Source organism: Georgenia sp. TF02-10 (assembly GCF_022759505.1).
Classification (GTDB): Bacteria; Actinomycetota; Actinomycetes; order Actinomycetales; family Actinomycetaceae; genus TF02-10.
On the sequence record NZ_CP094289.1, the window covers coordinates 2,055,484 to 2,082,308 of the forward strand.

A 26,825-nucleotide genomic window follows, 5' to 3' on the forward strand; every position below is an offset into this window, starting at 1 on the left:
CCGGAACGTGCGCAGGAAGGTCGTGGCCAGGCGTCGGAACGGCGCGCTGCTCGTCCTGGCCGGTTGCCGGACCGGCGGGTCCGGGCGGCACGGCCGCTCGCCGAGACGGTGCGCTCGCCGTCACGGCCGCTCCCCCGGCCCGGCCGCCACGCCAGCCGGGGCCTGCGCGGAGGTGCCCTGCGTGCCCGTGGCCGGCGGAGAGCTGGCCTGCGCGGACATGGCCTGCGCGGGCGGACCGGCAGCAGCCGGGCGCCCGTCCCCCGCGGCGCCCGCCCGCCGGGCGACGCGGGCGGCGTCGTGGTCCTGCAGGCTCCGCACCCCGAAGGGCCCGGTGAGGGCGGCCTCGATGCCCTGCACCGCGGCGCCGAACTCCTGCGCGGTGGTGATGATGGGCCGGTCGGCCGCCGTCGTCGCGGCCCGGATCGAGTAGCCGTCGGCGCGGGCCCCCTGCCCGCCGGGGGTGTTGATCACCATGTCGACGTTGCCGGTCTCGATGAGGTCGATGATGGTCGGCTCCCCGCCCGGCCCGCGGCCCTCGGACGCCTTGCGCACCACCGTGGCGTGCACGCCGTAGCGGTGCAGCACGGCGGCGGTGCCGGCGGTGGCCAGGATCTCGAAGCCGAGCTCGACCAGCCGGGTGACCGGGAAGACGATGGACCGCTTGTCCCGGTCCGCCACCGAGACGAACACCCGCCCCGCGATGGGCAGCCCGCCGTACGCCGCCGACTGGGACTTCGCGAACGCCGTCGGGAAGTCCGCGTCGAACCCCATCACCTCCCCGGTCGAGCGCATCTCCGGGCCGAGCAGGGTGTCCACGACCGACCCGGCGGCGGTGGCGAAGCGCTTGAACGGCAGCACCGCCTCCTTCACCGCCACCGGCTCGGCCAGGTCGACGGCGCCGCCGTCGCCCGCGGGCAGCAGGCCGCGCCGGCGCAGGTCGGCGATGCTGTCCCCGGCCATCACCAGGGCCGCCGCCTTGGCCAGCGGCACGCCGGTGGCCTTGGCGACGAACGGCACGGTGCGCGAGGCGCGCGGGTTGGCCTCGATGACGTAGAGCACGTCGGAGACCAGCGCGAACTGGATGTTGATCAGCCCGCGCACGCCCACCCCTTCGGCGATCGCGGCGGTGGAGCGGCGGATCCGGTCCAGCTCGGCGGCCGAGAGGGTCACCGGCGGCAGCACGCAGGCGGAGTCCCCGGAGTGGATGCCGGCCTCCTCGATGTGCTCCATCACCCCGCCGAGGAAGAGGTCGGTGCCGTCGTAGAGGGCGTCGACGTCGATCTCGATGGCGTCGTCGAGGAACCTGTCGATGAGCAGCGGGGCGGCGCGGCGGCCGCCGTCGCCGGCGGTCCGGCCGGCGCCGCCGTCGGCGGGCAGGGTGGCGCCGACGACGGCGGTCCCGTGGCCGCCGTCGGCGGCACCCGGGGCGCCCGCGGACCGGGCGAGGTAGTCCCGCAGCCCCGGCTCGTCGTAGACGATCTCCATGCCCCGCCCGCCCAGGACGTAGCTGGGCCGGACCAGGACCGGGTAGCCGATGCTGGCGGCCACCGCCAGCGCCTGCTCCGCCGAGGTGGCCGTCCCGAACGCCGGCGCGGGCAGCCCGGCCGCGGCCAGCACCGCGCCGAAGGCGCCGCGGTCCTCGGCCAGGTCGATGGCGGCCGGGGAGGTGCCCAGGATCGGCACGCCGGCGTCGGCCAGGTCCTGGGCCAGGGACAGCGGGGTCTGCCCGCCGAGCTGGACCACCACCCCGGCCACCGGGCCGGCGGCGGCCTCGGCGTGGTAGACCTCCAGGACGTCCTCGAAGGTCAGCGGCTCGAAGTAGAGCCGGTCGGAGATGTCGTAGTCGGTGGAGACCGTCTCCGGGTTGCAGTTGACCATGACGGTCTCGTACCGCTCGGCCAGCGCCAGGGTGGCGTGCACGCAGGAGTAGTCGAACTCGATGCCCTGGCCGATCCGGTTCGGGCCGGAGCCGAGGATGATCACCGCCGGCCGGGTCCGCGGGGCCACCTCGGTCTCGGTGTCGTAGGCGGAGTAGTGGTAGGGGGTGCGGGCGGCGAACTCGGCGGCGCAGGTGTCCACCGTCTTGTACACCGGCCGCAGCCCGTAGGCGTGGCGGACCTCCCGCACCGCCGCCGCGCCGAGCCCGCGCAGCCGGCCGACCTGGGCGTCGGCGAAGCCGTGCCGCTTGGCCAGGCGCAAGACCTGCTCGGTCAGCGCCGGGGCGCCGGCGACCTGCTCGGCGACCTCCTGCAGCAGGACGAGCTGGTCGAGGAACCACGGGTCGATGCCGGTGGCGGCGTAGAGGTCGGCCACGCTCGCCCCGCCGCGGATGGCCTGCTGGACGTCGACCAGGCGGTGCTCGGTGGGCGTGCGCACCGACTCCAGCAGGGCGGCGGTCTGGTCCGGGTCCGGCGCCGGGCCGCCCCAGTGGAACGTCAGCCCCGCCTTGTCGATCGAGCGCTGCGCCTTCTGCAGCGCCTCGGTGAAGTTCCGGCCGAGCGCCATCGCCTCGCCCACCGACTTCATCGTGGTGGTCAGGGTCGGGTCGGCGGCCGGGAACTTCTCGAACGCGAACCGCGGGACCTTTACGACGACGTAGTCCAGGGTCGGCTCGAAGCTCGCCGGGGTGGAGCCGGTGATGTCGTTGGGGATCTCGTCCAGGGTGTAGCCCACCGCCAGCCGGGCGGCGATCTTGGCGATCGGGAAGCCGGTGGCCTTGGACGCCAGCGCGGAGGACCGGGAGACCCGCGGGTTCATCTCGATGACGACGACGCGCCCGGTGGTGGGCTCGACGGCGAACTGCACGTTGCAGCCGCCCGTGTCCACCCCGACCTCCCGGATGATCGCGATGCCGACGTCGCGCAGCCGCTGGTACTCCCGGTCGGTCAGGGTCAGCGCGGGCGCGACGGTGATGGAGTCCCCGGTGTGCACGCCGACCGGGTCCACGTTCTCGATGGAGCACACCACGACGACGTTGTCCGCCCGGTCGCGCATGAGCTCCAGCTCGAACTCCTTCCACCCCAGGATCGACTCCTCGAGCAGGACCTCGGTGGTCGGCGAGTAGTGCAGCCCGGCCCCGGCGATCCGGTCCAGGTCCTCAGGGGTGCGGGCGATCCCCGAGCCCAGGCCGCCCATGGTGAAGGAGGGCCGGACCACCAGCGGGTAGCCGAGCTCGGCGGCGACGGCGTGGCACTCCGGCAGGCTGCGGGCGATGGCCGAGCGGGCGCTCTCCGCCCCGCACCGGGCGACGACCTCCTTGAACCGCTCGCGGTCCTCGGCGGCGTTGATCGCGTCGATCGAGGCGCCGATGAGCTCGACGCCGTACTCGGCGAGCACCCCGGCCTCGTGCAGGGCCAGGGCGGTGTTCAGCGCGGTCTGCCCGCCCAGGGTGGGCAGCAGCGCGTCCGGGCGCTCCTTGGCGATGATCGTGGCGACCACCTCGGGGGTGATCGGCTCGACGTAGGTGGCGTCGGCCAGCTCGGGGTCGGTCATGATCGTGGCCGGGTTGGAGTTGACCAGGATGACCCGCAGCCCCTCCTCGCGCAGCACCCGGACCGCCTGGGTGCCGGAGTAGTCGAACTCGGCGGCCTGCCCGATGACGATCGGGCCGGAGCCGATGACCAGGACGCTGGCGATGTCGGTGCGCCGGGGCATCAGCGGGCCTCGCTCTCGGTGGTGGGGTCGGGGGTGGTCGCGGACTCAGCGGGGCCGGTGCCCTCGGTCGTGCCGAGGGCACCGCTGCCAGCGGCGCCGCTGCCGGCGGCGCCGCTGGTGCCGGCGCCGTCGCCGCTGGTGCCGGAGCCGCTGGTGCCGCCGCCGTCGCCGCGGCGCTCGCGGATCAGCCGGACGAACCGGTCGAAGAGGTGCTCGGCGTCGTGCGGGCCGGCGGCCGCCTCCGGGTGGTACTGCACCGAGAAGGCCGGGACGTCCAGGGCGCGCAGGCCCTCCACGACGTTGTCGTTCAGCGCGACGTGGGAGACCTCCACCCGGCCGTACCGGCCGCCGTCGTAGGGCGCCACCGACGGCTCCCCCACCGGGGCGTCGACGGCGAAGCCGTGGTTGTGGGCGGTGATCTCCACCTTGCCGGTGGTCTTGTCCAGCACCGGCTGGTTGACGCCGCGGTGGCCGTACTCGAGCTTGAAGGTGCCGTAGCCCAGCGCCCGGCCGAGCAGCTGGTTGCCAAAGCAGATCCCGAAGAACGGCACGCCGGCGTCCAGCACCCCGCGCAGCAGGTCCACCTCGTGGGTGGCCGCCTCCGGGTCGCCCGGCCCGTTCGAGAAGAACACCCCGTCCGGCTCCAGCGCGAGCACCTCGGCGAGGGTGACCTGCTGCGGGACGACGTGCATTCGCAGGCCCCGCTCGGCCATCTGCTGGGGGGTGCGGGCCTTGATCCCCAGGTCCACCGCGACGACGGTGGCCACCGGCTCCCGCCCGGCGTGCGCGCCGGCCGGCTCCACCACGTAGGCCGCCGGGGTGGTGACCTCCCCGGCCAGGTCCGCCCCGCGCATCGGCGGGGACTCCCGGACCACGTCCAGCAGCACCTCGCGGGCCTGCTCGCTCAGGTGCGCCGCGCCGGCCGGCAGCGCCGCGCCGGAGAAGATCCCGGCCCGCATGACGCCCCGGTCGCGCAGGTGCCGGGTCAGCGCCCGGGTGTCGACGTCGCAGATGCCGACGACGCCCTGGTCGGCCAGCTCGTCCTCGAGCTCGCGCTGGGCCCGCCAGCTGGAGGCCCGGCGGGCCGCGTCCCGCACGACGAACCCGGCCACCCAGACCCGCGTGGACTCGGTGTCCTCGTCGTTGACCCCGGTGTTGCCGATGTGCGGGGCGGTCATCACGACGATCTGCCGGTGGTAGGAGGGGTCGGTCAGCGTCTCCTGGTAGCCGGTCATGCCGGTGGCGAAGACGATCTCGCCCACCGTGCGGCCGGTGGCCGCGTAGGCGTTGCCGCGCAGCACCAGCCCGTCCTCCAGGACGATCAGGGCCGGCTCGCGCCGGGCCCCGCGGGGGGCGGTGCCGGTGACCTCGGACAGGGTCGCGGTCATCCGCGGACCTCCTCTCGCGCCCGGGGGGCGCCGTCGTCGTGGGCCGGGGGGACGCCGGCCGGCGTACCGGGGGCGGCGTCGTGCGGGGCGGCGGCCGGCCTCGCCGCGCCGGTGCCGCGGCTCGGTGCACCGGCGTCCCGGGTCCCCGCGCCGCCGTCGGGCGTGCCCGCGGCGGTCTCCCGCGGCACGGGCGCGCCGTCGAGCACGGTGGCCCGGCCGTGCAGGAACGTGGCCACCACCCGGCCGGGCAGCTCCCGGCCGGCGAACGGGGTGTTGCGGCTGCGGCTGGCCTGGGCGGCGGGGGCGACCACCCGCCGTGCGGCCGGGTCCACCAGCGTCACGTTGGCCGGCTCGCCGACGGCGAGGGGCCGGCCCTGGTCGGCGACCCGGCCGATCCGGGCCGGGGCGGTCGAGAGCACCCGGGCGACGTCGGCCCAGCCCAGCCGGCCGGCGTCGACCATGACCTCCTGGACCACCGGCAGGGCGGTCTCCAGCCCGGTCATCCCGAACGCGCCGGCGGCCCACTCGCAGTCCTTGTCCTCGGCCGGGTGCGGGGCGTGGTCGGTGGCGACGACGTCGATCGTGCCGTCGGCCAGGCCGGCCCGCACCGCCTCGACGTCCTCGGCGGTGCGCAGCGGCGGGTTGACCTTGAACCGGGGGTCGTAGGAGCGGGCGAGCTCGTCGGTGAGCAGCAGGTGGTGCGGGGTGACCTCGGCGGTGACCGCGATGCCGCGGGCCTTGGCCCAGCGGACGATGTCCACGCTGCCGGCGGTGGACAGGTGGCACACGTGCAGCCGGGAGCCGACGTGCTCGGCGAGCAGGACGTCCCGGGCGATGATCGACTCCTCGGCCACCGCCGGCCAGCCGGTCAGGCCGAGCTCGGCGGAGACCGCCCCCTCGTGCATCTGGGCGCCCTCGGTCAGCCGGGGCTCCTGGGCGTGCTGGGCGATCACGCCGTCGACGCTCTTGACGTACTCCAGCGCCCGGCGCATCAGGACCGGGTCGGCCACGCACCGGCCATCGTCGGAGAAGACCCGGACCCGGGCCGCGGACGCGGCCATCGCGCCGAGCTCGGCGAGGACCTCCCCGGCCAGCCCGACCGACACCGCCCCGACCGGGCGCACGTCCACCCAGCCGGCCTGCCGGCCCAGGTTCCACACCTGCTCCACCACGCCGGCGGTGTCCGCGACCGGGGCGGTGTTGGCCATCGCGTGCACGGCGGTGAACCCGCCGAGGGCGGCGGCGCGGGTGCCGGTGGCGACGGTCTCGGCGTCCTCCCGGCCGGGCTCGCGCAGGTGGGTGTGCAGGTCGACCAGGCCGGGCAGGGCGACCAGGCCGTCCGCCTCGAGAGTGACGACGTCGGTGGCGGACTGGGCCGCGCGGGCGGCGTCGGCGCCGACGGCCTCGATGACGCCGCCGGCGAGGAGCAGGTCCGCCGGGGCGCCGCCGAGCGGCCGGGCCCCGCGGATGAGGTAGGCGGTCACAGGGCTGGTCCTCCGGTGGGGGCGGGGGTGGTGGGGTCGGGGGTGGTGGTGCCCGCGCCGACGGCGGGGGCGGCGGTGCCCGCGGTGGGGGTGGCGGTGCCCGCGCCGACGGCGGGCGTGGGGGTGCCGCCGTCGGCGGCAGGACTCCCGGGCGGGTCGCCGTCGACGCCCTCCCCCGCGAGCAGCAGGTAGAGCACCGCCATCCGGACGCTGACCCCGTTTGCGACCTGCTCGGTGATCACCGACCGCGGGGAGTCGGCCGCCTCGGCGCTGATCTCCAGGCCCCGGTTCATCGGTCCCGGGTGCATGACGACGGCGTGGTCGGGCAGGGCCCGCAGCCGGGCGCCGTCGAGGCCGTACCGGCGGTGGTACTCCAGCGGGGAGGGGAAGAACCCCCCGCCGGCGGCGGACATCCGCTCATGCTGGACCCGGAGCATCATCACCGCGTCCGGGGCGTCGGCGGCGATGGCCTCGTCCAGGTCGTAGCGCACGGTGGCCGGCCAGCCGGCGGTGCCCACCGGCAGCAGCGTCGGCGGGGCGACGAGGGTGACCTGGGCGCCGAGGGTGGTGAGCAGCTCCACGTCCGAGCGGGCCACCCGAGAGTGGAGCACGTCCCCGACGATCACCACCCGCGCGCCGGCGAGGTCGCTGCCCTGCGGCGCGGGCGCCGTAGTGGTCGGCCCGTGGTGGAGGTGGCGGCGCAGCGTGAAGGCGTCCAGCAGCGCCTGGGTGGGGTGCTGGTGGGTGCCGTCGCCGGCGTTGAGGACCGGGACGTCGATCCAGCCGGCGTGCGCCAGCCGGTGCGGGGCGCCGGAGGCGTGGTGGCGGATGACGACGCCGTCCGCGCCCATCGCCTGCAGGGTCTGGGCGGTGTCCTTCAGCGACTCGCCCTTGGCGACGCTGGAGCCCTTGGCGGCGAAGTTGATCACGTCCGCGCTCAGCCGCTTGGCGGCGGCCTCGAAGGAGATCCGGGTCCGGGTGGAGTCCTCGAAGAAGAGGTTGATCACGGTGCGCCCGCGCAGGGTGGGCAGCTTGCGGATCACCCGGCCCTGGGTCGCGGCCATCGCCTCGGCGGTGTCCAGGACCTCCACGGCGCCGGCGTGGGAGAGGTCGGCGGCGGCGAGCAGGTGCCTCATCGGGCCTCCCCCCGGGCGGCGCCGGCTGGTGCCTGGGTGGCCGGTGCGGGGCCGGCGGGTGCCGGGCCGGCGGGTGAGCCGGCCGGTGCGGGGCCGGCGGCGATGGTCACCGCGTCGGGGGCGCCGTCGTCGGTCTCGGCGAGCTGGACCCGGACCCGCTCGCGGCGGGCGGTGGGCAGGTTCTTGCCGACAAAGTCGGCCCGGATCGGCAGCTCGCGGTGGCCGCGGTCCACCAGCACGGCGAGCTGGACGGCGCGGGGCCGGCCCAGGTCCTGCAGGGCGTCCAGCGCGGCGCGGACGGTGCGCCCGGAGTACAGGACGTCGTCGACGAGGACGACGACCTTGTCGTCCACCCCGTCGGCCGGCAGGACGGTGCGGCCCAGGGTGCGGGTGGGGTGGTCGCGCAGGTCGTCGCGGTACATGGTGATGTCGAGGGCGCCGGTGGGTACCGGGCGGCCGCCCTCGGTGGCGGCGATCCGCGCGGCGACCCGGTGCGCGAGCGGGACGCCGCGGGTGGGGATGCCGAGCAGGACGACGTCGTCGGCGCCGCGGTTGCGCTCGAGGATCTCGTGGGCGATCCGGGTCAGGGACCGGGAGATGTCGGGGGCGGCGAGCACCTGGCGTTCCGGGCCGGGGCTCGCGGGCATGCTGGCCACGCTGGACCTCCTTCCCCGCCTCACGGGACGGGCGTTAAAGGATGTCGGACGCCGTGATGCTACCGCCGCGCGGCGGCGGGGCCGCGGGACGTCCCGCTGGGCAAGACGTGGTGTGGGCGGCGCCACGATGCCCGCGCTCGGGTCGGTGCCGCGCAGCCGCACATGCACACCCGCTGGGGTCGGTGCCGCGCAGCCGCACGGGCACACCCGCTCGGTCGGCACCGTCGCCGTCATCGACCACAGCGCCGCGGGTGTCGAGAAGCTCCGGCGGCGGGGGTGCGTCCGCGACGTGGGCGCGCAGGGGCCGGCGCGGACCGTCGCCGTCTACCTCGGTGCCGAGGACGCCAGCGTCGCCGGCGATTCCGCTATCGCCCCGTCTCGGCTGCGAGCAACTCCTCGATGCGCTCGGAGACGTCGCCGCGGCCGCTGCACCCGGCTGCTGCCGCGCCGAGCCGGCGGCGGCTCGAGCCCCGGGCCGAGGTAGGCCTCGAGCGCCGCACGGATGATGGCGCCGACGGTCGTTCCGCGGCGCTGGGCTTCCTGGCGCAGCCGGGCGTGGAGCGCGTCCGGGAGCATGAGGGCGGTCCGCTTCATAGGCACCAGCATGCCTTTCAGTCCGCTGGTCTGTGCCCCGACGACCGATCTGTGCCTTTTGCGCATCGGTGGTCCCGGAGACTGGCGTCAGTGCGCCGACTCCTCCGCCAGCAGCCGGCCGAGGAGGTCCAGGGCGCGCAGGGTGGTGGCCTGCAGGACCTCCGGGGGCCCGCCGTCGAGGTGGTGCTCCTCGCTGACGGTCCGGCCGCCGCGGCAGCCGCCGACGAACACGGTGCCCGCGGGCTTCCCCTCCTCCTCGGTGGGCCCGCCCACCCCGGTGACCGCGACCGCGACGTCGGCCCGGAGCAGCCGGGCGACGCCCGCCGCCATTTGCTCCGCGCACGCGGCCGTGACGACCGGGCCCCGCTCGACCCCCAGGACCTCGTACTTCGTCTCCGAGGTGTAGGCCACCACCCCGCCGGCGAACCAGGTGGAGGACGCCTCCGCCGCCCCGAGCTGGGTGGCGATGAGGCCGGCGGTCAGGGACTCGGCGACGGCGACCGTGCGGCCGGATCCGTCGACGTGCTCTGCGATGCGGGCGAGGAGCGGCTGGGCGCCGTCCAGGACGGTCTGGGTCACCCAAGCATCCTGCCGCCCGGTTCCGGCTGCTGCACGTCCGGAGGGCTGTGGTGAGAGGCACGGCACCCGGCGCTCGCCGTCGCCCGCAGGGACCGACGCCCGCGGACCGACGACGTCCCCGGCCCCGCGCCGTCGCCGACGACTCCCCCGACCGGGCGCCGTCGGCCGAGAGATCCTCAGAGCGTGGGCTTGAGCTCCAGCAGCCGGCCGAGCAGTCCGTTGACAAACCCCGGGGACTCCTCGGTGGACAGCTCGGTGGCCAAGCCGACCGCCTCGTCCACGGCGACGGCGTCCGGGACGTCGTCGTTGTACAGCAGCTCCCAGGTGCCCAGCCGCAGGATGCACCGGTCGACCACCGGCATCCGGTCCAGCGCCCACCCCTGGGAGTAGGTGCTCAGCAGCTCGTCGATCTCCGGCAGGTGCTCGGCCACGCCGGTGACGATCTCCGCGGCGTACGGCGGGAAGGGTCCCTGCGCGACGGTGACCTCCCGGCGCTCGGCGAGCAGCGCGAGCAGGCCGGCGGGGGTGCTGCGGCCCTTCTGGTCGGCCTCGAAGAGGACGTCGAGGGCGCGGCGGCGGGCCTTGGTGCGGGCGGCCACGTCAGCTGACGCGGCTCAGGTAGTCCCCGGAGCGGGTGTCGACCTTGACCTTGTTGCCGGTCTCGACGAACAGCGGGACCTGGATCTCATACCCGGTCGCCAGGGTGGCAGGCTTGGTCCCGGCGGAGGACCGGTCGCCCTGCAGGCCGGGCTCGGTGTAGGTGACCTCCAGCACCACCGAGGCCGGGAGCTCGACGAACAGCACGCTGCCCTCGTGCGTGGCGACCACCGCGTCCTGGTTCTCCAGCAGGAAGTGCGCCGCGTCCCCGACGGTCTCGGCCGGGATCGGGATCTGCTCGTAGGTGCTGGAGTCCATGAAGACGAAGTCGTCGCCGTCCCGGTACAGGTACTGCATGTCGCGCCGGTCCACGGTCGCGGTGTCCACCTTCACGCCCGCGTTGAACGTCCGGTCCACGGTCTTGCCGGAGAGGACGTTCTTGATCTTGGTGCGCACGAACGCCGGCCCCTTGCCGGGCTTGACGTGCTGGAACCCCACGACCTGCCACAGCTGTCCGTCGATGTTGAGCACCAGACCGTTCTTCAGGTCGTTGGTCGTCGCCACGTGGCCTCTCGTTCCTCTGCGTCGGTGTCGGAGCCCGGCCCCGCGGGTGGGCGGTCGGCCCGGGCAGCGCCGGTCAGGATACCGCGCGCAGGACCAGGGCGCCGAGGACGGCGCTGCCGCCGGCCCACACGTAGCTGGCCAGGGTGCCGATGATGAACCGCTCGGCCGCCGGGCTGCGCTTGTCCGGGTGCGCCTCGCGCAGCTCGGGGTAGCGGCCCAGGCCCTTGACGGCCAGGACGACGGCGGTCGCCTCGGGGTAGCCGGCCAGGACCGCCCCGGTGATGGCGAGCCGCTCGAGCATCCCGATCCACGTCCCGCCGCGCAGCACGCCGGTGTGCGCCGGACCGGGTTCGACCCGGCGCAGCAGGGTGCCGACGACCACCCGGCCGACGAGCACGGACACGACCAGCACGACGACGACCACGCCGGCCTGGATGGCCGCCTCGCCGGTCACCGGGCCGCTCCCGCTGCCCCGCGGGTCGCCGGGCCGCCCCCCGCGGCCGCGAGCAGGCGGGCGGCGAGCGGCCGGGCCCCGCGCTCCTCGGCCAGCAGCGCCGACCGGGCCCGCTGGCTGACCGCCTGCTCGGAGATGCCCAGCCGGGCGGCGACGTCCTTCTGCCGGGCCCCCGGGGCGAGGAGCTCGGCCACCTCCCAGCCGGCGGCGCTGCGGCGGCGGACGACGGCGGCCAGCAGCTGGAGCAGGGCGGTCGCGTCCGCGGCGGCCGCCTCGTCGGTGCCGGCGACGACGACCGGCGCCGGCACCGCGCGGCCGCGGGCCCGCTCGACGGCGGCCCGGGCGTGGACGAAGGCCGGGCCCGAGCTGGCCCGGGCGGAGGGTCCGAGCTCGGTGACGGGCCCGGCGCCGATCCCGACCGCCCAGTCCCGGCGGCGCATGAGCTCCAGGGCGAGGTCGACGGCGGCGCCGGGGTCGTCGAGCAGCACCTGCACCTCGTCCCCCACGGTCCGCTCGAGCGGGCGGACGACGGCGTCGGCATGCTCCTCCTGCCACGGCGCGAGGCCGGCGAGCAGGTCCTCGACGCGGTCACCGCGCCGGGTGCTCGCGTGCTGGTCGGCGGTCAGCACCCACATGCCGCAAGGCTATGACCTTGAGTCATGGGTATCAAGTCTGCGGACTTGATAGCTGCGGATCAAGGTCCCGGGGCAGCGCACCCGGCTCTGCCCGGGTGGCGCCGAGGTGCACGACAACGGCGTCGGCGACCTCGGCCACACCCAGGTTAGTGGTGTCCACCACTCTCGAGGCGGCCGCGGCGTAGACCGGGCGGCGGGCCTCGGCCAGCGCCGCGAACGTCGCCCGCGGGCTGCCCACGACGACCGCACGCGGGGCGTTGAGCCCGAGCCGCGGCACGGCCGCGGACAGGGCGACGTCGAGAAAGACCACCGTCCCGCCGTCGGCCCGGTACCGGTCCAGCTCGTCGGTGGCGGCGGCGACGGCGCCGCTGCCCAGCGCCAGGACGCCCGGCCGGGCCATGGCGTCGGCGACCACCGCCCGCTCCCGCTCCCGGAAGACCTCCTCGCCGAGGTCGAGGAAGAGGTCCCCGACGGTGGTGCCCGCGCGCTCGGCGAGGGCCTCGTCGGTGTCGACCACCGGCAGGCCCAGGCGCCGGCCGATCTCGCCGGCGACGACGGACTTCCCCGCCCCCGGCGGGCCGATCAGGATGACGGTGGGTGCGCTCACCCCCGCACCGTACGCCGCGCCGTCGGGCGTCAGGCTCCGACGGCGGCGAAGGCGGCGGCGAGCTGGTCGGGGGTGGGGTCGCGGAAGACCTGCGGGGCGCCGACGTCGGTGAGCACGACGAACCGCAGCGCGTCGCCGCGAACCTTCTTGTCGTGCCGCATCGCCTCGAGCAGCCGGGCCCGGTCCCCACCCGGGTAGGCGGTGGGCAGGCCGAGCATCGTCAGGACCGCGCGGTGGCGGGCCACGAGGTCCTCGCCCAGCAGCCCGGCGGCGCGGGCCAGCTCGGCGACGAAGACCATCCCGACGGCGACCGCGTCGCCATGGCGCCACCGGTAGCCCTCCACCCGCTCCACCGCGTGGCCGAAGGTGTGGCCGTAGTTGAGGATCTCCCGCAGCCCGGCCTCGCGCAGGTCCTCCCCGACCACCCGCGCCTTGACGGCCACCGCCCGCTCGACGAGCTCGCGCAGCACCGGCGAGCCCGGGTCCTGGGCGGCCGCGCCGCCGTCGGCCTCGACGAGCCGGAGGATCTGCGGGTCGGCGATGAACCCGCACTTGACCACCTCGGCCAGGCCCGCCCGCAGGTCCGGCGCGGGCAGGGTGGTGAGGGCGTCGAGGTCGCAGACCACCCCGGCCGGCGGGTGGAAGGCGCCGACGAGGTTCTTGCCGTGGGCGGTGTTGATGCCGGTCTTGCCGCCGACCGCGGCGTCGACCATGCCGAGCAGGGTCGTGGGCACGTTCACCAGCCGGACCCCGCGCAGCCAGGTGGCGGCGACGAACCCGGCCACGTCGGTGGTGGCGCCGCCGCCGAGGGCGACGACGACGTCCTCCCGGCCGAAGCGGTGCTCGCCGAGCAGGTCCCAGCACCCCTGCACGACGGCGGCCGTCTTGGCCGCCTCGGCGTCCGGCAGGACCTGGCGCAGCACCGTGCGCCCGCCCTGCTCCAGGTGCTGGGCGAGGGTGGCGGCACGCCCGGCCAGCGCGGCCGGGTGGGCGAGCAGCACCCGCCGGGCGGCGTCCCCGACGAGCTCGGCGACGGCACCGTCGAGGCCGCGGCCGACGAAGACGTCGTAGGGGGCGGCGCCGGCCACCGGGATGCGGGTGGGGCCGGTCGCTGCTTCGTGGCCGCCGGCGGCGGTGCTCGGCGGGACCGGGACGGTGGTGGTGGTGCTCGGCGATACCGGGGCGGCGACGGTGACCCTGGGCGGGACGGAAGCGACCCCGACGGCGGCCGCGGCGCCCTCGGGGGCGGTCGCGTCGGCGAGGGCGGTGGTGCCCGGGAGGCGGTGGAGCACCTCCTCGGCCACCTCCTCGGCGGTCTGGCCGGCCGTGCTCACCACGATGGTGGCCGCCTCGGTGTACGCGTCGCGCCGCTGCGCCACCAGGGTCCGCAACCGTCCCTCGACGTCCCCGGCCAGCAGCGGGCGGACCTCGGAGGCCTGCACCCGGCGGGCGCCCTCGGCGGCGTCGACGTCGAGGAAGACGACGGCGTGGTCGACCAGCGCCGCCCGGGTGGCGGGGTGGACCGGGGCGCCGCCGCCGAGCGCGAGGACGCCGTCGTGCTCGGTGAGCAGCCGGGTGATGGTGGCGTGCTCGAGGTCGCGGAAGGCCGGCTCGCCGGCGGCGGCGAAGATCTCCGGGATGGAGCGCCCGGTGATGCGCTCGACCTCGGTGTCGGCGTCGAGGAACGGCAGCGCGAGGCGCTCGGCGAGGAGCCGGCCGACGGTGGACTTGCCCGCCCCGGGCGGTCCGACGAGCACGATGCGGGGTCTGCGCACGCCGGCACGCTACCGCCCGGACCGTGGCCGACGGCGGCCGGTCTCAGCGGCCGCCGAGCTGGTTCCCGGCAGGCGGAGCACCTTCTCGGTAGCGGCCGGGCCGATGCCCGTGAACGGCTGCGGGCATCGGCGGTCGGTGATGACCCTCCGCGCCGGCGGATCACACCCTCACGGCCGAGAGGTCCAGCAGCATGGCCTCCTGCGGCAGCAGCTGCGGCGCGGCGAGGCCGAGCTCGGCCAGCACCCGCCCGGGCACGAGCAGGGGCTCGGCCATCCAGGGTGGCGGGACGCGGTCCATCGTCGGCACCTCGCCGAGGTCCCGGCGCACGCGCACCTCGTAGAGCGCGTCCTCCCGGAGGCCAGTCAGCCGGATGCGCTCCCCGCCGGCGGCCACGGCGGTGTCGAGGCGGGCGTAGAGGAAGACCGCACGCCGCTGGTCGGCGCCGACGACGCCGGTGAGCACGGCGTCCTCGTCCGCGTGGTCCGGGCGGACGAGGCGGCCGGTGTGCAGCAGCGGGCGCAGCTCTCGGTACAGCCCGGCCCAGGCGCGCAGGACGCCGAGCTCCTCGTTCGTGCACCCGGTGATGTCCCACTCGATGCCCGCATGGCCGAGCAGCGCGGTGAGCGCCCGGAACTGCAGCGAGGTGCGCCGGCCGGTGGTGTGCGCCTGGGGCGGCCCGACGTGGGCCCCCTGCAGCTCGAGCGGGATGAGCTGGCTGGTCCAGCGCTGGATGCGCTGGCGTTCCAGCGGGTCGTTGTTGTCGGAGGTCCACACCCGGTCGGTGTGCTCGAGGATCCCGAGGTCGATGCGGGCGCCGCCGGAGGCGCAGGACTCGATCTCGAGCCCTGGGAAGGTCGCGCGGAGCCGGTCCAGCAGCGCGTAGAGGGCGAGGGTCTGCCGGTGCACCCCGCCTCGCCCTTCGTGGACGGGCTCGTGGACGTCACGGTTGTGGTCCCACTTGAGGTAGGCGATGCCGTAATCGCGCACGAGCGTGGCGATCGCCTCGAAGAGGTAGCTCGACACCTCCGGGCGGGCCAGGTTCAGGACGACCTGGTGGCGCGCGGTCCGCGGCCAGCGGCCGGGAGCCGCGAGCGCCCAGTCGGGGTGGCGGCGGAGCAGCTCGGAGTCCGGGTTGGCCATCTCCGGCTCCACCCACAGCCCGAGCTCCATGCCGAGGTCGCGGACGCGGTCCGCCAGCCGGCCGAGCCCCCGGGGCCACACCGCCCCGTCCACCCACCAGTCCCCCAGGCCGCTGCGCTCGGTGCGTCGGCCGTGGAACCATCCGTCGTCGAGCACGAACCGCTCGACGCCGATCGCCGCCGCCCGGTCGGCGAGGTCGAGCAGCTTCGCCTCGTCGTGGTTCAGGTAGACGGCCTCCCAGGTGTTGAGCACGAGCGGGCGCGGCGCGGTCGGGTGCGTGGGCCGGCTGCGGAGGTGGTCGTGGAAGCGGGCGGCGGCACCGTCGAGACCGGCGTCGGAGTAGGCGAAGTACACCCAGGGCGAGGTGTACGTCTCGTCCGCGCCCAGCAGCACCTCGCCGGCCTCGAGGAGCTCGCCACCGCCGAGGACGGCCGCCGAGCCGCCGGCGCCCTCGGGCAGCCGCTCGACGGCGTGGACGTGGTTGCCGCTGGTGGCCACGTGCACACCCCAGAGCCGCCCGGCGCCGTCGGTGAAGGAGGGCGTGCCGGCGTAGAGCACGAGCGCGGCGTCGTGGCCGGTGCGGCCCCGGCGGGACTCGCGCACCCTGGCCCCGAACTGCAGCGCCGCGCGCTGCGGGACGCGCTCCTTGGCCCAGCGGCCGGTGAGGTCCAGCACCTCGCCGGCCAGGTCCGGCAGCGGGAGCAGCACCTCCAGCCGCTCCACCGCCAGGCCGGTACCACCGGTGTTGCCGAGGGTGTGGCGCGCTCTGAGCAGCCCGCCGGGCCGCAGCTCCAGCTCGGTGGTGAGCGCGATGCCCAGCTCGGTGTCGTCGGCGTCCACGGTGACGTGGTGCGCGCCGACGTCGATCGAGCGGGTCACCCAGCGGGGGTAGAGCACGGTCCCGCCGCGGTGGGCGGCCAACCCGGGCCGGCCGAGCCAGCCGTCCGCCTGCCCGGGCAGCAGCGAGAGCGGCCAGGGCGTGTCGAGCGCGTTGCGCGGTACCGCCGGCAGGGTGACCGCCGCCGCGGCAGCCAGCGCCTGCTCGGACAGCCGGCCCAGGTCGGCGCCCCAGTGCAGAACGCGGGGCAGGCTCTCGCCGGCGGTCTCCAGCAGGACCGACACTCCGTCACGGCGCAGCAGGTCCCGGTGGGGGCCGACGAGGCGGTGCGGGCCGAGCACCTCAGGCGCTGACATCGAGCGGCCGGACGTCGGCGAGCCGGACCACCTCGCCGTGGCGGCGTGCACGCTCGGCGGCGAAGGCCATCCAGTGGCTGTCGAGGGATGCGGCGAGAGTGGTGGTGACGTGGGCGTCGAAGTCACCGGACTCGACGGCGGTGACGAACCGTTCGGTCAGCGCGTCGTCGCCGCCGGCGTGCCCACGGTGGTCGGCCTCGTCCCAGCGCGGCGGCGCGGCCACCCACTCCAGGACGTCGTGGTCCATCGGGCCGGTGGTGGAGGGCATGAGCTCCGTGCCGAGGTCGGGCAGCTCGTGCTGGCCGGGGGCGAAGAGCTGGAGGCGGAGCTGGCCGGTGTCCATCCGTCCCGCGAGCTCGCCGCGCGTGCCGGTGACCTGGAACGTGCGGGTGTTCTGCCCGGTGAACGCGGAGACGCTCAGCGAGGCGGTGAGCCCGCCGGGAAAGCCGAAGATCGTCTGCTGGTGGTCGGCCACGTCGTTGTCGCAGCGGTAGACGCACCGCCCGTAGGGCCCCTCCGCCAGGGCGCGGAGGCGACCCTCCCGGCTGACGTCGTCACCGAGGAGGGCGACGGGCCAGCCGTCCACGTTCGCCAGGCGCTCGACGTAGTAGCGCGGTGCGTAGAACGGGCAGGAGTCCGCCACCGGGCAGCCGTGCACGCAGTGGCTCGGCGCGCCGGCGGGGGCGTTCTCCTTGCGGAAGTGCATGAGGCTGCCGACGGAGGAAACGGTCTCGGGCGCCGCGCCGGCGAGCCACCGCAGCAGGTCCATGTCGTGGGAGGTCTTCGCCAGCGCCATGGGGCTGGAGGTGGCGACGTTGCGCCAGTTCCCGCGGACGTAGGAGTGCGCGAAGTGCCAGAAGCCGATGTTCTCCTCGTGCCGGATGGTGACGAGCGCCCCGAGCGTCCCGGAGGCGACGACGGCGTGGACGGAGCGCCAGAACGGGGTCTCGCGCAGCACGTGGCACACCGCCACACGCGGCTGCATGGGCAGGAGCCGCTGCTCGAGCTCGCGCAGGGTGGCCTCGTCCCTGGCGAGCGGCTTCTCCAGCAGAACCGCCAGGCCGCGCTCGGCGGCGGCGGCGGCCGGCTCGAGGTGGTCGGTGTCCGGGGTGGCGACGACGACGGCGTCCAGGTCCAGCCGGTTGACCTCCGCCATGAGGGCGCGCCAGGTGGGGAAGCGGTTCTCGGCCGGGACGTCCGCCCGGTCGGCGAACCGGTCCCGCCGCCCGTGGAGCGGCTCGGCGACCGCGACGACCTGGGCCCGGTCGGGGTGGCGGAGTATCCACCCCCCGTACGCCTCGGCCCCGCGGCCACCCGTGCCGAAGATCGCGATCCTTACCGGCATCAGCAGCTACTTCCTCTCGGTCTCGGTCATGAGGGCGTCGAGCTCGTTGAACGCACGGCGGGCGACGTCCTCGAGGGTCCAGAACCCGCCCGAGATGCGGGCGAGGTTCTCGGCGGCCACGTCATCGACGGGACGGTCGAAGTCCGACCGGAAGAACACCTTCGTGGAGTCCAGGTGCGCCGCCATCAGCTGCCGGACCTCCTCGGCGTCGCCGTCCCGGATCGCGTCGACGATCTGGGTGTGCAGCGCCCCACCCGCCTCAGCCTTCCGCTCGCCCCGCAGCATCATCAGCAGCACGTAGGAGGCGATCGCCCGGTGCATCGCGGTGAGAACCGGGTTGTCGGCGGCGACGCAGAGCAGGGAGTGGAACTCGAGGTCGGCGATGGCCTGGGCCAGGCGGTCCTCCCCGCGGTCGACGGCGACGGCCAGCTCGGCGAGCCGGTCCAGGACCTGCCCGCCTCGTCGCTCGGCCGCGCGCGCGGCGACCTCGGTCTCCAGCAGGACGCGGGCCTGGAAGACGTCGCGGACGGTGGCGCCGTGCGAACTCATCATCTGCTCCAGCGCGCTGGACAGTGCAGAGCCGTCCGGTCGGGTGACGAAGGCACCGCGGGCCGGGCTGATCTCGAGGAGGCCCTGGGCGGCCAGGCGCTGGAGGACCTCACGGACGACCGGGCGGGAGACGGCGAACTCCGTGGCCAGGCTTCGCTCCCCCGGCAGGCGGTAGCCCACCGGCCACTCCTGGCTGGCGATCCGGCGCTCCAGCTCGTGCTTGAGCCGGGTCCCGGCGTCGCTGCGCGCCGCCGGGGATGTCCATGCCGTGCTCATCTGCTTCGTCCTTCGGTCAAGCGCCAGACGGTCTCGCCAGGGCGCACCACATCGTCGTCACCCGGGAGGGACCGCCACAGGGTAGTGCCGGCGGGCAGCGGTGCCTCGGGACCCGTGCTGAGCACCGCCGTCAGCGGGCCGCGCCGCACGCGTACCAGCCCGAGGTCCATTAAGACCTCCACGGCCGTGGGCAGCGTCCCGCGGTGGGCGCGCCAGGCCGCGACCATGCTGCGCCAGCGTTCGAGGTGGCTGTCCGGCACACCGCTCTGGTCAGCGACGGACCCGGCCGGCGGCAGCTGCCCGTGCGGCAGCCAGGGCGTGGCCGCGGAGAACCCGCGCCCGTCCTCGGCGGTCCAGGGCATCGGGGTGCGGGCGCGGTCACGCGCCATCGCCGCCTCGCCGGCGCGCACGGCGATGGGGTCACGGGCGAGGTCCACCGGGACGTCGGCGTCGACGGCCCCCAGCTCCTCGCCCTGGTACAGCACGTAGGGCCCGGGCATCACCATGAGCACCGCGGCGACGGCGAGCGCTCGGTCGGCGCCCAGGCGGGCAGCACCGTCCTCGGCAAGGCGGTCAGCACCGTCCTCGGCGAGGCGGGACGCCGGCCGGGCGCGGTCGTGGTTGGAGAGGAACCAGGCGTACCGGCCCGCGCCGGGGTCGAGGGGCCGGGCCCCCGGTTCGAGGGCCGCGGCGATGTCGGCGGCGTTGAAGGCGACGTTCTGCGCGCCGAACCACATCGCCGCGTGGAGCCGCCCGGGCGCGACGTATCGGGCCACCCGGTCCGGGTCGTCGAGCACGGTCTCCCCGAGAAGGAACGGCGGCTCGCCGGCGTTCGTCAGCGGCAGGGCGGCGCGGAGCGCCGCGAAGATGTCCGCGGCGCCGTCCTGGTCGACGTCGTGGGCACGCACGAGGCGGCGGGCGGCGCTGACGCGACCGACGGGCGTGCGCCCGTCGGTCGGGACGTCGAGCTCCGGGTTGTCCGGATAGGCCGCGTGCTTAAGGAGGTTGTGCGCGACGTCGATGCGGAAGCCGTCCGCCCCCCGCGCCAGCCACAGCTCGAGGATCCGGACCCATTCGGCGAGGACCTCGGGGTTGCGCCAGTTCAGGTCCGGCTGCTCGGGCAGGTAGGCGTGGTAGTAGTACTGGCCCGACGCTGGGTCCAGCGTCCACGCGGGACCGCCGAAGTTGGCGAGCCAGTTGTTCGGCGGGCCGCCGTCCGCGGCGGGGTCGCGCCACAGGTAGTAGTCGCGGTATCGCCCGCCGCTGCGGCCCTCGGCGAGCGCGGCCCGGAACCAGCGGTGGCGGTGCGAGGTGTGGTTGGGCACGACGTCGACGAGTACGCGCAGGCCCTGGGCGTGGGCGGCTGCCACGAGCTCCTCGAACGCCGCCAGACCACCGAAGGTGGTGTCGACGTCGGTGTAGTCACTGACGTCGTAGCCGTGGTCGTGGCCGGGCGAGGGGAAGAACGGGGTGAGCCACACGGCGTCCACCCCGAGCGCCCGGAGGTGGCTCAGGTGGGCGGCGAGCCCGGGGAGGTCTCCGACGCCGTCGCCGTCGCCGTCGGCGAAGCTGCGGAGGTAGACCTCGTAGACGATGGCGTCGGACCAGGTCGACCCGGCCCCCGTGACCCGCGCGGCCGGCTCCGTCTGTGTGCTCATCCCTTCTCCGCCCCCGCGGTCAGGCCCGAGAGCAGCGACCGCTGGGCCAGCACGAACACGACGACGATCGGGATCGTCATCGCCATGGAACCGGCCATGAGGACCGTGGCGGGCACCGCGAAGTCGGAGAGCTGGGCGATGCCGAGGGAGACGGTCCAGCTGTCGCGCCGGTCGACCAGGAACAGCAGGGCGTACAGGTACTCGTTCCAGGCGATCATGAACACGTAGAGGGCCGTGGAGACGAGGCCGGGCAGGGCGAGCGGCAGCACGATCTTCCGGACGATCTGCATGCGGGTGCAGCCGTCGAGCATGGCCGCCTCCTCGATGCCCTCGGGCACCGCGAGGAAGTAGTTCCTGAGCATGTAGATCGCCACCGGCACCGTCTGGGCGAGGTAGATGATCATCAGGCCCACGAGCTCGCCGCGCAGCCCCACCCGGGAGAACAGCACGAACAGCGGCACCGCCAGCACGATTCCGGGGAAGAGGTAGACCATGAGGAACATCGCGTTGACGACGTTCCGGCCCTTGAACCGCAGGCGCACGGCCGCGTAGGCGCCCAGCACGCTGAACGCGACCGAGCCGAGCACGGCGCCCAGCGAGACCCACAGCGAGTTGAGCATGAAGCGGCCGAGGCCGAAGCCGCCCTCCGCCTCGCTGCGCAGCGCGGTCGGGTAGGAGCTGAAGTCCATCTCGGCGAAGGACGGGAAGATGTTGAGCGGGTTGCCGAAGATGTCCGGCTGGCTGCGTACGGACATGGTCAGGCCGTAGACGAGGGGGCCGGCCGAGGCGAGGATGGTGACGGCGATCGTCACCCATTTCAGGACGGACCAGGTGATCCGCTCGGCCTTGAGCCGGGTGGATCCACGTGGCGGCGAGCCGGCGGTTGCCGGCGCGGTGGTGCGTTCGGCGACGTCGGTGCTCACGGGGCGAGCTCCTTCCGTGACATCCGTAGGTAGACGAGGGTGAGCACGCCGAGGAACGCCATCATCACGAGGCCGAGGGCGGACGCGGTGCCGATGTCGCCCTGCTGGTTGAGCTCGTTGTAGACCTCCACCGCGAGCACCTCGGTGCCGCCGGCACCACCGGTGAGCAGGTAGATCTCGTTGAAGCTCTGGAACGACCAGATGAACCGCAGGACGGTGAGGATCGCCAGCACGCCGTAGAGCTGGGGCAGGATCACGTGCCGGAAGTTCTGGCTCGGGGTCACGCCGTCGATGAGGGCGGCCTCCTCGAGCTCCTTCGGTACGGCCTGCATCCGGGCCGTGACGAAGAGGTAGGCGAGCGGGGCCGTCTTCCAGACGTCGAAGAGGACCACCACCGAGAGCGCCACCGGCACCGGCAGCCCCCACACCTCCATCGACTCGGTGGTGAGGAAAGAGATCGGGCGCGCCCAGTCGAGGTACTGCTGCCCGACGGCGTTGGCGACGCCGTACTGCGGGTTGAGCATCTGCTCCCAGATCATCGCCGCGGCGACGACCGGCAGCACGTAGGGCACGAGCACCAGCGCCCGTACCAGGCCACGTCCGGGGAACTGCCTGCGCAGCGACATCGCCACCGCCGTGCCGACAGTGATGCTCCCGACCGTCGTCGCGGTGGCGAAGACGATCGTGGTGACGAGCGAGTCGCGGTAGCGCTCGTTCGCCAGGACCTGCCGGAAGTTGTCCAGCGTCCAGGTGGTCTCCCCCGTGCCCAGCGGTCCGATGTCGATGAGCCGGAACTCCTGGAAGGCGTAGACGACGCTGATCAGGAAGGGCAGGATCACCACCCCGATGACCACCAGCACGGTCGGGGAGACCATCGCCTTGCCGGTGCGGTCCTCGGCGCGCGCGAGGGAGGACCCCCTGGCCCGGGAGCGACCCCGGGCCAGGGCGCCGTGGGGGGCGGTCGTCACTGGTTCTCCGCCTGCAGACTGGTGACCGCCTCGTCCACGTGCTCGGCGTAGGCCTGCGGGTCGCCGTCGGGCAGCAGCATGCCGAGGTCGGTCACCACGGTGTTCTGGGTGACCGCGGCGCCAGCCGTGGCCCAGTTCTCGGTGCCGAAGCCCCACCGGGAGAAGCTGTTCGCAGCGGCGACGATCTGCTCGACCACCTCGGGCGCGTAGACCTCGTCCATCGGCCGCTGGTTGTTCGGGTCCGCACCGAGCGGCAGCGTGGCCCACTCATCCGCGTAGCGGGTGGGCTCCTCGGGGGTGCCGGTACGCACCGGGGTGCGGCCCTCCGGCGTCATGGCGAGGGTGTCGACGTAGCCGTCGGAGAGCACGTACTCGACGTACTGCTGGGCAGCCTCGCTGGCGCTGCCGTTGAGGATGGCGTAGTTCATCGTGAGCCCGAAGCCGGTGGGCTCGTCGTTGAACTCCCCGGACAGGGCACCGACGACACCGGTGTTCTGGGCGAGGAAGTCGGGGTTCTCGCCGGTCTCCGGGGCGGTCACGGGGAAGTTGGCGTCGAGGTTGCCGATCTCGTCGAGAAGGTGCGGGGACCACATGGCCATGGCCGTCTGGCCCGCCAGGTAGGCAGCCCGCGTGCTCTCCACGTCCTGGTCGCCCTGGACGGAGGCGCCGGCGAGCGCCTGGTACTTGGCGAAGGCGTCGACGCACGCCTCGGAGTCGAGCGTCACCTCGGTCCCCTCGAACATCTGGCACCCGTTCGCCAGGCTGAGGTGCTCGGTGTTCTCCCGGGCCATGGCGTCGGCCGGCCTGGTGCCCAGCACGATGCCCGCCATGCCGAGGTCGGAATCGGCGACCGCCTGCGCGGCCTCCACCACGTCCTGGACCGTCTCCGGGGCGTCCAGGCCGAGCTGCTCGAAGACATCGGTGCGGTAGTAGAGGAGCTCGCCCCAGCCGTCGGAGGGTACGGCGCCCGGCCCGTCGGGCATGGTGACGAGGTCGAGGGCTTGCTCGCTGAAGGTCGACTCGTCGAGGTTCTCGATGACGGCGCCGGCGGCCTCGTGGTCCACCAGCCCTTGGGAGGCCCAGCTGGCCACCTGGTCCGGGCCGACGACCGCGACGTCCGGCACCTCGCCGGAGGCGGCGCCTGCCACGATCGAGGTGTTCATGTCGGCGGGGTCCATCCCGACGACTTCGACCGCGATGCCGGTCTCGGCCTCGAAGTCGGTTGCGACCTGCTGCTGGATCTCGAGGCGCTGGGGCGTGTTGTGCGGCGTCCAGACGGTGATGGACTGGGCGTCTCCGCCGCCGGTCTCCTCGGCGCCGGGGTTGCTCCCATCTCCGCCGGAGCACGCCGCCAGCCCGGTGGCCGTCACGGCTGCGGTGAGCGCGATCCATGCAGGTCTGCGCGACGGCCTCGTGGTACTCATGCGAGGCCTCCTTCCTTCTCGGGGGTCGGTTCGTGCGACGGCGGACGAGCCGCAGCCGCCTCCCGTCCGGTGGGGGCGGGGAGCTCGTGGTTGTCCAGCAGGGCCAGTGCGATGAGCACGGCGGCGGCGACCGTGGAGATAGGAGCGACGGCGGCGGGGCGGCCGTCCCGGGTCACCTTCTCGGGCAGGCTGCCGAGGCGGGTGCGGTGGGCGTCCAGCCAGTCGAGGAGCTCGGTGGCGAGCTCTCGCTCGTCGAGAGCGGCGGCGACGATCGCGTAGAGGGAGGTCTGGGGCGTCCATGCCGTCGTGGTGTCCGGCCAGCCTTCGCCTGGACGCAGCCCACCGGCGGCCACGCGCATGCCCTCGACCGAGGCCTGCCAGGCCGCCTTCGCCTCTGCAGCGGCCGTTCCAGGGGGCACGAACGGCGGCAGGAGGAACGCGACGGACGCGTCCCGCCGGCCGCCCGACGGGAAGCGCTGGAACCCGTTGGCGCCGTAGGCACTCATGACGGCCGCCTCGAGGGCCGCGGCGTGCTCCTGGCCCCGGCGGGCGGCGTCCGGATCGCCGAGCCGGTCAGCCAGCTCCACGCCGGCACGCAGCCCTACCAGCAGCGGTCCGGCCACGCCCAGCGGCGGTTCGGCCTCGTCCCGCTCCCAGAAGTCCTGCCCGGGGCGCGGGAGGCGGGTCTCCGGGTCGAGGACGTCTCCTGCCGCCTGCAGGGCGAGCAGCACCCGCGGGCGAACGGCTGCGAGCCGCCGCTCGGCGACGGCTGCCGGGCTCAGCCGGGATGCCACCCAGGTGGCCCAGAGGGTGTAGCCGATGCCGTCGTCCTGGCGACCGCGCTCGTCCGGTACCTCGCCGGAGCCGTCGGGGAGGTAGCGGGCCTCCCACTGGCCGTCCTCTTCCTGGACGGAGTAGATGAAGTCGAGCGCCGCCCAGGCGTCCTCGTGCAGACCGAGGAGGCTGAGCGCGACGACGACGAAGGCGTTGTCGCGCGGCCAGACGAAGGCCCAGTACGGGCTGCCGGCGCCGAGCACCGCGCCGTTCTCGCGTCTGAGCGCGTAGAGGTCGAGGAGCGCCGTCCTGGCCATCTCTGCCCACCGGCCGGCGTGGAGGTCGGCCGCAGCGAGCCGCTCGCGAAAGGCGTCGATCTCGGCGGGCGAGGGTTGGTGAGCGCCGGGGATCTCCGCCGAGCGGGGGTCGAGGAACGCCGTGCCCTCGACGCGCCTGGCTGCTGAGCCAGCGGGGACGAGAACAGGGCCGCGCTTGCCGAGGAACGCGCCCTCGGAGTAGAGGCGGGTCTCCGGCTTGCCGGGCTCGCCTGCGTCGGGGTTGGCCATGTGGCTGCGCGAGGGTCTCATCGGAGGGACGCCTTTCGTGACTGGCGCATTCGATGCTCCTTCACACCTACTGGTCTGACCGGACTGACCGGTCTGCCAGGCACCATACGACATCCTCGGTGACTTTGGCCATAGGAAGCTCACCGGACAGCGCGACGAACCCCGGCCCGCCCAGGTGCTCGAACCCGGACCAAGCCAGGTGCATCGCGCTCGTCGCCCCCGCGCTCAGGAGCGCCCACGCTCGGTTCCTCGCCGACGTAACGCGCCTGCCCCTGCTGGTCGGACAGGCGAGAGGGACGCAGTCGACCTTGGTCGCCGCCCCGGCCCCTCGGCCCCGGAGCGGACAGCCTGGACTGTCATTGCACGAACCAGACCTCGACCCCTACGGGGTCGGCCGTCCCGACGACTCGCGCACCCTCGCGCGCGGCCGCCGGCGGCTACTCCGCCTGGTCGTGCCGCGGGACGATGCTGAACCACGACGGCCAGCCGCCTGGCGGGTCACGACGTCTCGACCTCGATCCCGCCCGCCCGCCGACGAACCTCACCGCCCGCCGGCGAACCTCACCGCCCGCCGGCGAACCTCACCGCCCGTCGTCGCCGATTGGGCGCCGGCTGCCTCGTCGCGCCCGGTTCACGGCGCGCGGCTCAGCGCAGGTGCTCGGGGATCGCCTCGAGGTACCCGGCCAGGTTGCGCCGGCACTCCGCGACCGAGTCCCCACCCACCTTCTCCAGCAGGGCCTGGGCCAGGACGAGGGAGACCATCGCCTCGGCCACCACCGCCGCCGGCGGCACCGCGCACACGTCCGAGCGCTGGTGGATGGCGCGGGCGGGCTCGCCGGTGGCGACGTCGACGGTGGCCAGCGCCCGCGGGACGGTGGAGATGGGCTTCATCGCGGCGCGCACCCGGAGCACTTCCCCGGTGCTTATCCCGCCCTCGGTGCCGCCGGCCCGGTTGGTTGCCCGGCGCAGGCGCCCGTCCGGCCCGGGGACGATCTCGTCGTGCGCCGCCGAGCCGCGCCGGGCGGCGGTGCGGAAGCCGTCCCCGACCTCCACGCCCTTGACCGCCTGGATGCCCATCACCGCCCCGGCCAGCCGGCCGTCGAGGCGCCGGTCCCCCGAGACGTGGGAGCCCAGCCCGGGCGGCAGGCCGTAGGCGAGCACCTCCACGACGCCGCCGACGGTGTCCCCGGCCTGCTGGCAGTCGTCGATCTCGGCGACCATCGCCGCGGCCGTCGGGCCGTGGAAGCACCGGACCGGGTCCGCATCCAGCGCGGCGACGTCGCCGGGTCCCGGGGCCGGGGCGTCGTCGGGAACCGCCACGGGACCGATCGCGACGACGTGGGAGACCAGCTCCGCCCCGGCGACCTGCCGCAGCAGCGCCGCGGCGAGGGTGCCGAGCGCGACCCGGGCGGCGGTCTCGCGGGCGCTGGCCCGCTCCAGGACCGGCCGGGCGTCGTCGAGGTGGTACTTCTGCATGCCGACCAGGTCGGCGTGCCCGGGCCGGGGCCGGGTGAGCGGGCGGTTGCGAGCGACCTCCCGCTCGTCGCCGGTGCCGGCGTCGACCAGCAGCGCCTCGCGCGGCACCGGGTCGGCGGCCATGACGGTCTGCCACTTGGGCCACTCGGTGTTGCCGATCTCGACGGCGACCGGCCCGCCCATCGTCGTGCCGTGCCGCACGCCGCCGAGGATGCGCACCTCGTCCTGCTCGAACTTCATCCGCGAGCCGCGGCCGTGGCCCAGCCGGCGCCGCGCCAGGGCGGTGCGCACGTCGGCGGTGGTGATCTCGACCCCGGCCGGCAGGCCCTCCAGGATCCCGACCAGGGCCGGGCCGTGCGACTCCCCCGCGGTGACCCATCTGAGCATGCCGGTCATCCTGCCACGGGG

22 protein-coding genes and 1 pseudogene are annotated in these 26,825 nt (G+C 74.8%); all 23 read right to left on the reverse strand.

Translation table 11 applies throughout. The features are described from left to right. Positions 1 to 120: 120 nt before the first annotated feature. Positions 121 to 3,654 carry a carbamoyl-phosphate synthase large subunit gene (gene carB, locus MF406_RS09275; RefSeq protein ID WP_242892272.1) on the reverse strand — a complete coding sequence of 1,178 codons (3,534 nt, stop codon included), beginning with the start codon at positions 3,652 to 3,654 and terminating at the stop codon, positions 121 to 123. After that, positions 3,654 to 5,042: a glutamine-hydrolyzing carbamoyl-phosphate synthase small subunit gene (carA, locus tag MF406_RS09280; protein ID WP_242892279.1), complete on the reverse strand. Its 1,389-nt coding sequence runs from the start codon at positions 5,040 to 5,042 to the stop codon at positions 3,654 to 3,656. The genes carB and carA overlap by 1 nt, the downstream gene beginning before the upstream one ends. Beyond that, positions 5,039 to 6,526, reverse strand: coding sequence for a dihydroorotase (locus tag MF406_RS09285; RefSeq protein WP_242892281.1), 1,488 nt, complete (start codon positions 6,524 to 6,526; stop codon positions 5,039 to 5,041). Before MF406_RS09285 ends, carA begins: the two co-directional genes overlap by 4 nt. Continuing rightward, complete coding sequence (locus MF406_RS09290) at positions 6,523 to 7,662, reverse strand: aspartate carbamoyltransferase catalytic subunit (protein ID WP_242892291.1); 1,140 nt, start codon at positions 7,660 to 7,662, stop codon at positions 6,523 to 6,525. The genes MF406_RS09285 and MF406_RS09290 overlap by 4 nt, the downstream gene beginning before the upstream one ends. Then, a complete protein-coding gene (gene pyrR, locus MF406_RS09295; protein WP_242897750.1) occupies positions 7,659 to 8,309 on the reverse strand; it encodes a bifunctional pyr operon transcriptional regulator/uracil phosphoribosyltransferase PyrR in 651 nt (216 codons plus the stop codon). The genes MF406_RS09290 and pyrR overlap by 4 nt, the downstream gene beginning before the upstream one ends. A gap of 333 nt (positions 8,310 to 8,642) precedes the next feature. Further along, the gene (locus MF406_RS19095; protein ID WP_371744451.1) at positions 8,643 to 8,978 is read right to left on the reverse strand and encodes a ribbon-helix-helix protein, CopG family; all 336 of its coding nucleotides are present in this window, start codon (positions 8,976 to 8,978) and stop codon (positions 8,643 to 8,645) included. 21 nt (positions 8,979 to 8,999) lie between these two features. Then, positions 9,000 to 9,491, reverse strand: a complete 492-nt coding sequence (locus MF406_RS09300; RefSeq protein WP_242892293.1) for a CinA family protein — start codon at positions 9,489 to 9,491, stop codon at positions 9,000 to 9,002. A gap of 176 nt (positions 9,492 to 9,667) precedes the next feature. Continuing rightward, the gene (gene nusB, locus MF406_RS09305; RefSeq protein ID WP_242892296.1) at positions 9,668 to 10,090 is read right to left on the reverse strand and encodes a transcription antitermination factor NusB; all 423 of its coding nucleotides are present in this window, start codon (positions 10,088 to 10,090) and stop codon (positions 9,668 to 9,670) included. Between the two features lies 1 nt (position 10,091). After that, positions 10,092 to 10,652, reverse strand: coding sequence for an elongation factor P (gene efp / locus MF406_RS09310; RefSeq protein WP_242892299.1), 561 nt, complete (start codon positions 10,650 to 10,652; stop codon positions 10,092 to 10,094). Positions 10,653 to 10,725: 73 nt separating this feature from the next. Further along, positions 10,726 to 11,106, reverse strand: coding sequence for a hypothetical protein (locus MF406_RS09315; RefSeq protein ID WP_242892302.1), 381 nt, complete (start codon positions 11,104 to 11,106; stop codon positions 10,726 to 10,728). Next, positions 11,103 to 11,741, reverse strand: a complete 639-nt coding sequence (locus tag MF406_RS09320) for a hypothetical protein (protein ID WP_242892304.1) — start codon at positions 11,739 to 11,741, stop codon at positions 11,103 to 11,105. Before MF406_RS09320 ends, MF406_RS09315 begins: the two co-directional genes overlap by 4 nt. 31 nt (positions 11,742 to 11,772) lie before the next feature. Further along, positions 11,773 to 12,348, reverse strand: a complete 576-nt coding sequence (locus tag MF406_RS09325; RefSeq protein ID WP_242892306.1) for a shikimate kinase — start codon at positions 12,346 to 12,348, stop codon at positions 11,773 to 11,775. A 29-nt stretch (positions 12,349 to 12,377) separates the two neighbouring features. Then, positions 12,378 to 13,442, reverse strand: coding sequence for a 3-dehydroquinate synthase (gene aroB / locus MF406_RS09330; protein ID WP_242897751.1), 1,065 nt, complete (start codon positions 13,440 to 13,442; stop codon positions 12,378 to 12,380). A gap of 195 nt (positions 13,443 to 13,637) precedes the next feature. Then, positions 13,638 to 14,123, reverse strand: a pseudogene (locus tag MF406_RS09335) (shikimate kinase); the annotation flags it as partial. 160 nt (positions 14,124 to 14,283) lie between these two features. After that, entirely contained in the window at positions 14,284 to 16,458 is a 2,175-nt protein-coding gene (locus MF406_RS09340) for an alpha-galactosidase (RefSeq protein ID WP_242892307.1), read from the reverse strand. Then, a complete protein-coding gene (locus tag MF406_RS09345) occupies positions 16,445 to 17,803 on the reverse strand; it encodes a Gfo/Idh/MocA family protein (RefSeq protein WP_242892310.1) in 1,359 nt (452 codons plus the stop codon). The genes MF406_RS09340 and MF406_RS09345 overlap by 14 nt, the downstream gene beginning before the upstream one ends. Positions 17,804 to 17,809: 6 nt before the next feature. Beyond that, the gene (locus tag MF406_RS09350) at positions 17,810 to 18,628 is read right to left on the reverse strand and encodes a FadR/GntR family transcriptional regulator (protein ID WP_242892313.1); all 819 of its coding nucleotides are present in this window, start codon (positions 18,626 to 18,628) and stop codon (positions 17,810 to 17,812) included. Next, the gene (locus MF406_RS09355; RefSeq protein ID WP_242892317.1) at positions 18,625 to 20,286 is read right to left on the reverse strand and encodes an alpha-amylase family glycosyl hydrolase; all 1,662 of its coding nucleotides are present in this window, start codon (positions 20,284 to 20,286) and stop codon (positions 18,625 to 18,627) included. The genes MF406_RS09350 and MF406_RS09355 overlap by 4 nt, the downstream gene beginning before the upstream one ends. Continuing rightward, on the reverse strand, positions 20,283 to 21,209 hold the full coding sequence (locus MF406_RS09360; RefSeq protein WP_242892319.1) for a carbohydrate ABC transporter permease: 927 nt from the start codon (positions 21,207 to 21,209) through the stop codon (positions 20,283 to 20,285). The genes MF406_RS09355 and MF406_RS09360 overlap by 4 nt, the downstream gene beginning before the upstream one ends. Continuing rightward, a complete protein-coding gene (locus MF406_RS09365) occupies positions 21,206 to 22,177 on the reverse strand; it encodes a carbohydrate ABC transporter permease (RefSeq protein WP_242892322.1) in 972 nt (323 codons plus the stop codon). The genes MF406_RS09360 and MF406_RS09365 overlap by 4 nt, the downstream gene beginning before the upstream one ends. Continuing rightward, a complete protein-coding gene (locus tag MF406_RS09370) occupies positions 22,174 to 23,601 on the reverse strand; it encodes an ABC transporter substrate-binding protein (protein WP_242892325.1) in 1,428 nt (475 codons plus the stop codon). Before MF406_RS09370 ends, MF406_RS09365 begins: the two co-directional genes overlap by 4 nt. Further along, on the reverse strand, positions 23,598 to 24,962 hold the full coding sequence (locus MF406_RS09375; protein WP_242892328.1) for a glycoside hydrolase family 15: 1,365 nt from the start codon (positions 24,960 to 24,962) through the stop codon (positions 23,598 to 23,600). The genes MF406_RS09370 and MF406_RS09375 overlap by 4 nt, the downstream gene beginning before the upstream one ends. Positions 24,963 to 25,586: 624 nt before the next feature. After that, positions 25,587 to 26,804: a chorismate synthase gene (aroC, locus tag MF406_RS09380; RefSeq protein WP_242892331.1), complete on the reverse strand. Its 1,218-nt coding sequence runs from the start codon at positions 26,802 to 26,804 to the stop codon at positions 25,587 to 25,589. Positions 26,805 to 26,825 lie beyond the last annotated feature (21 nt).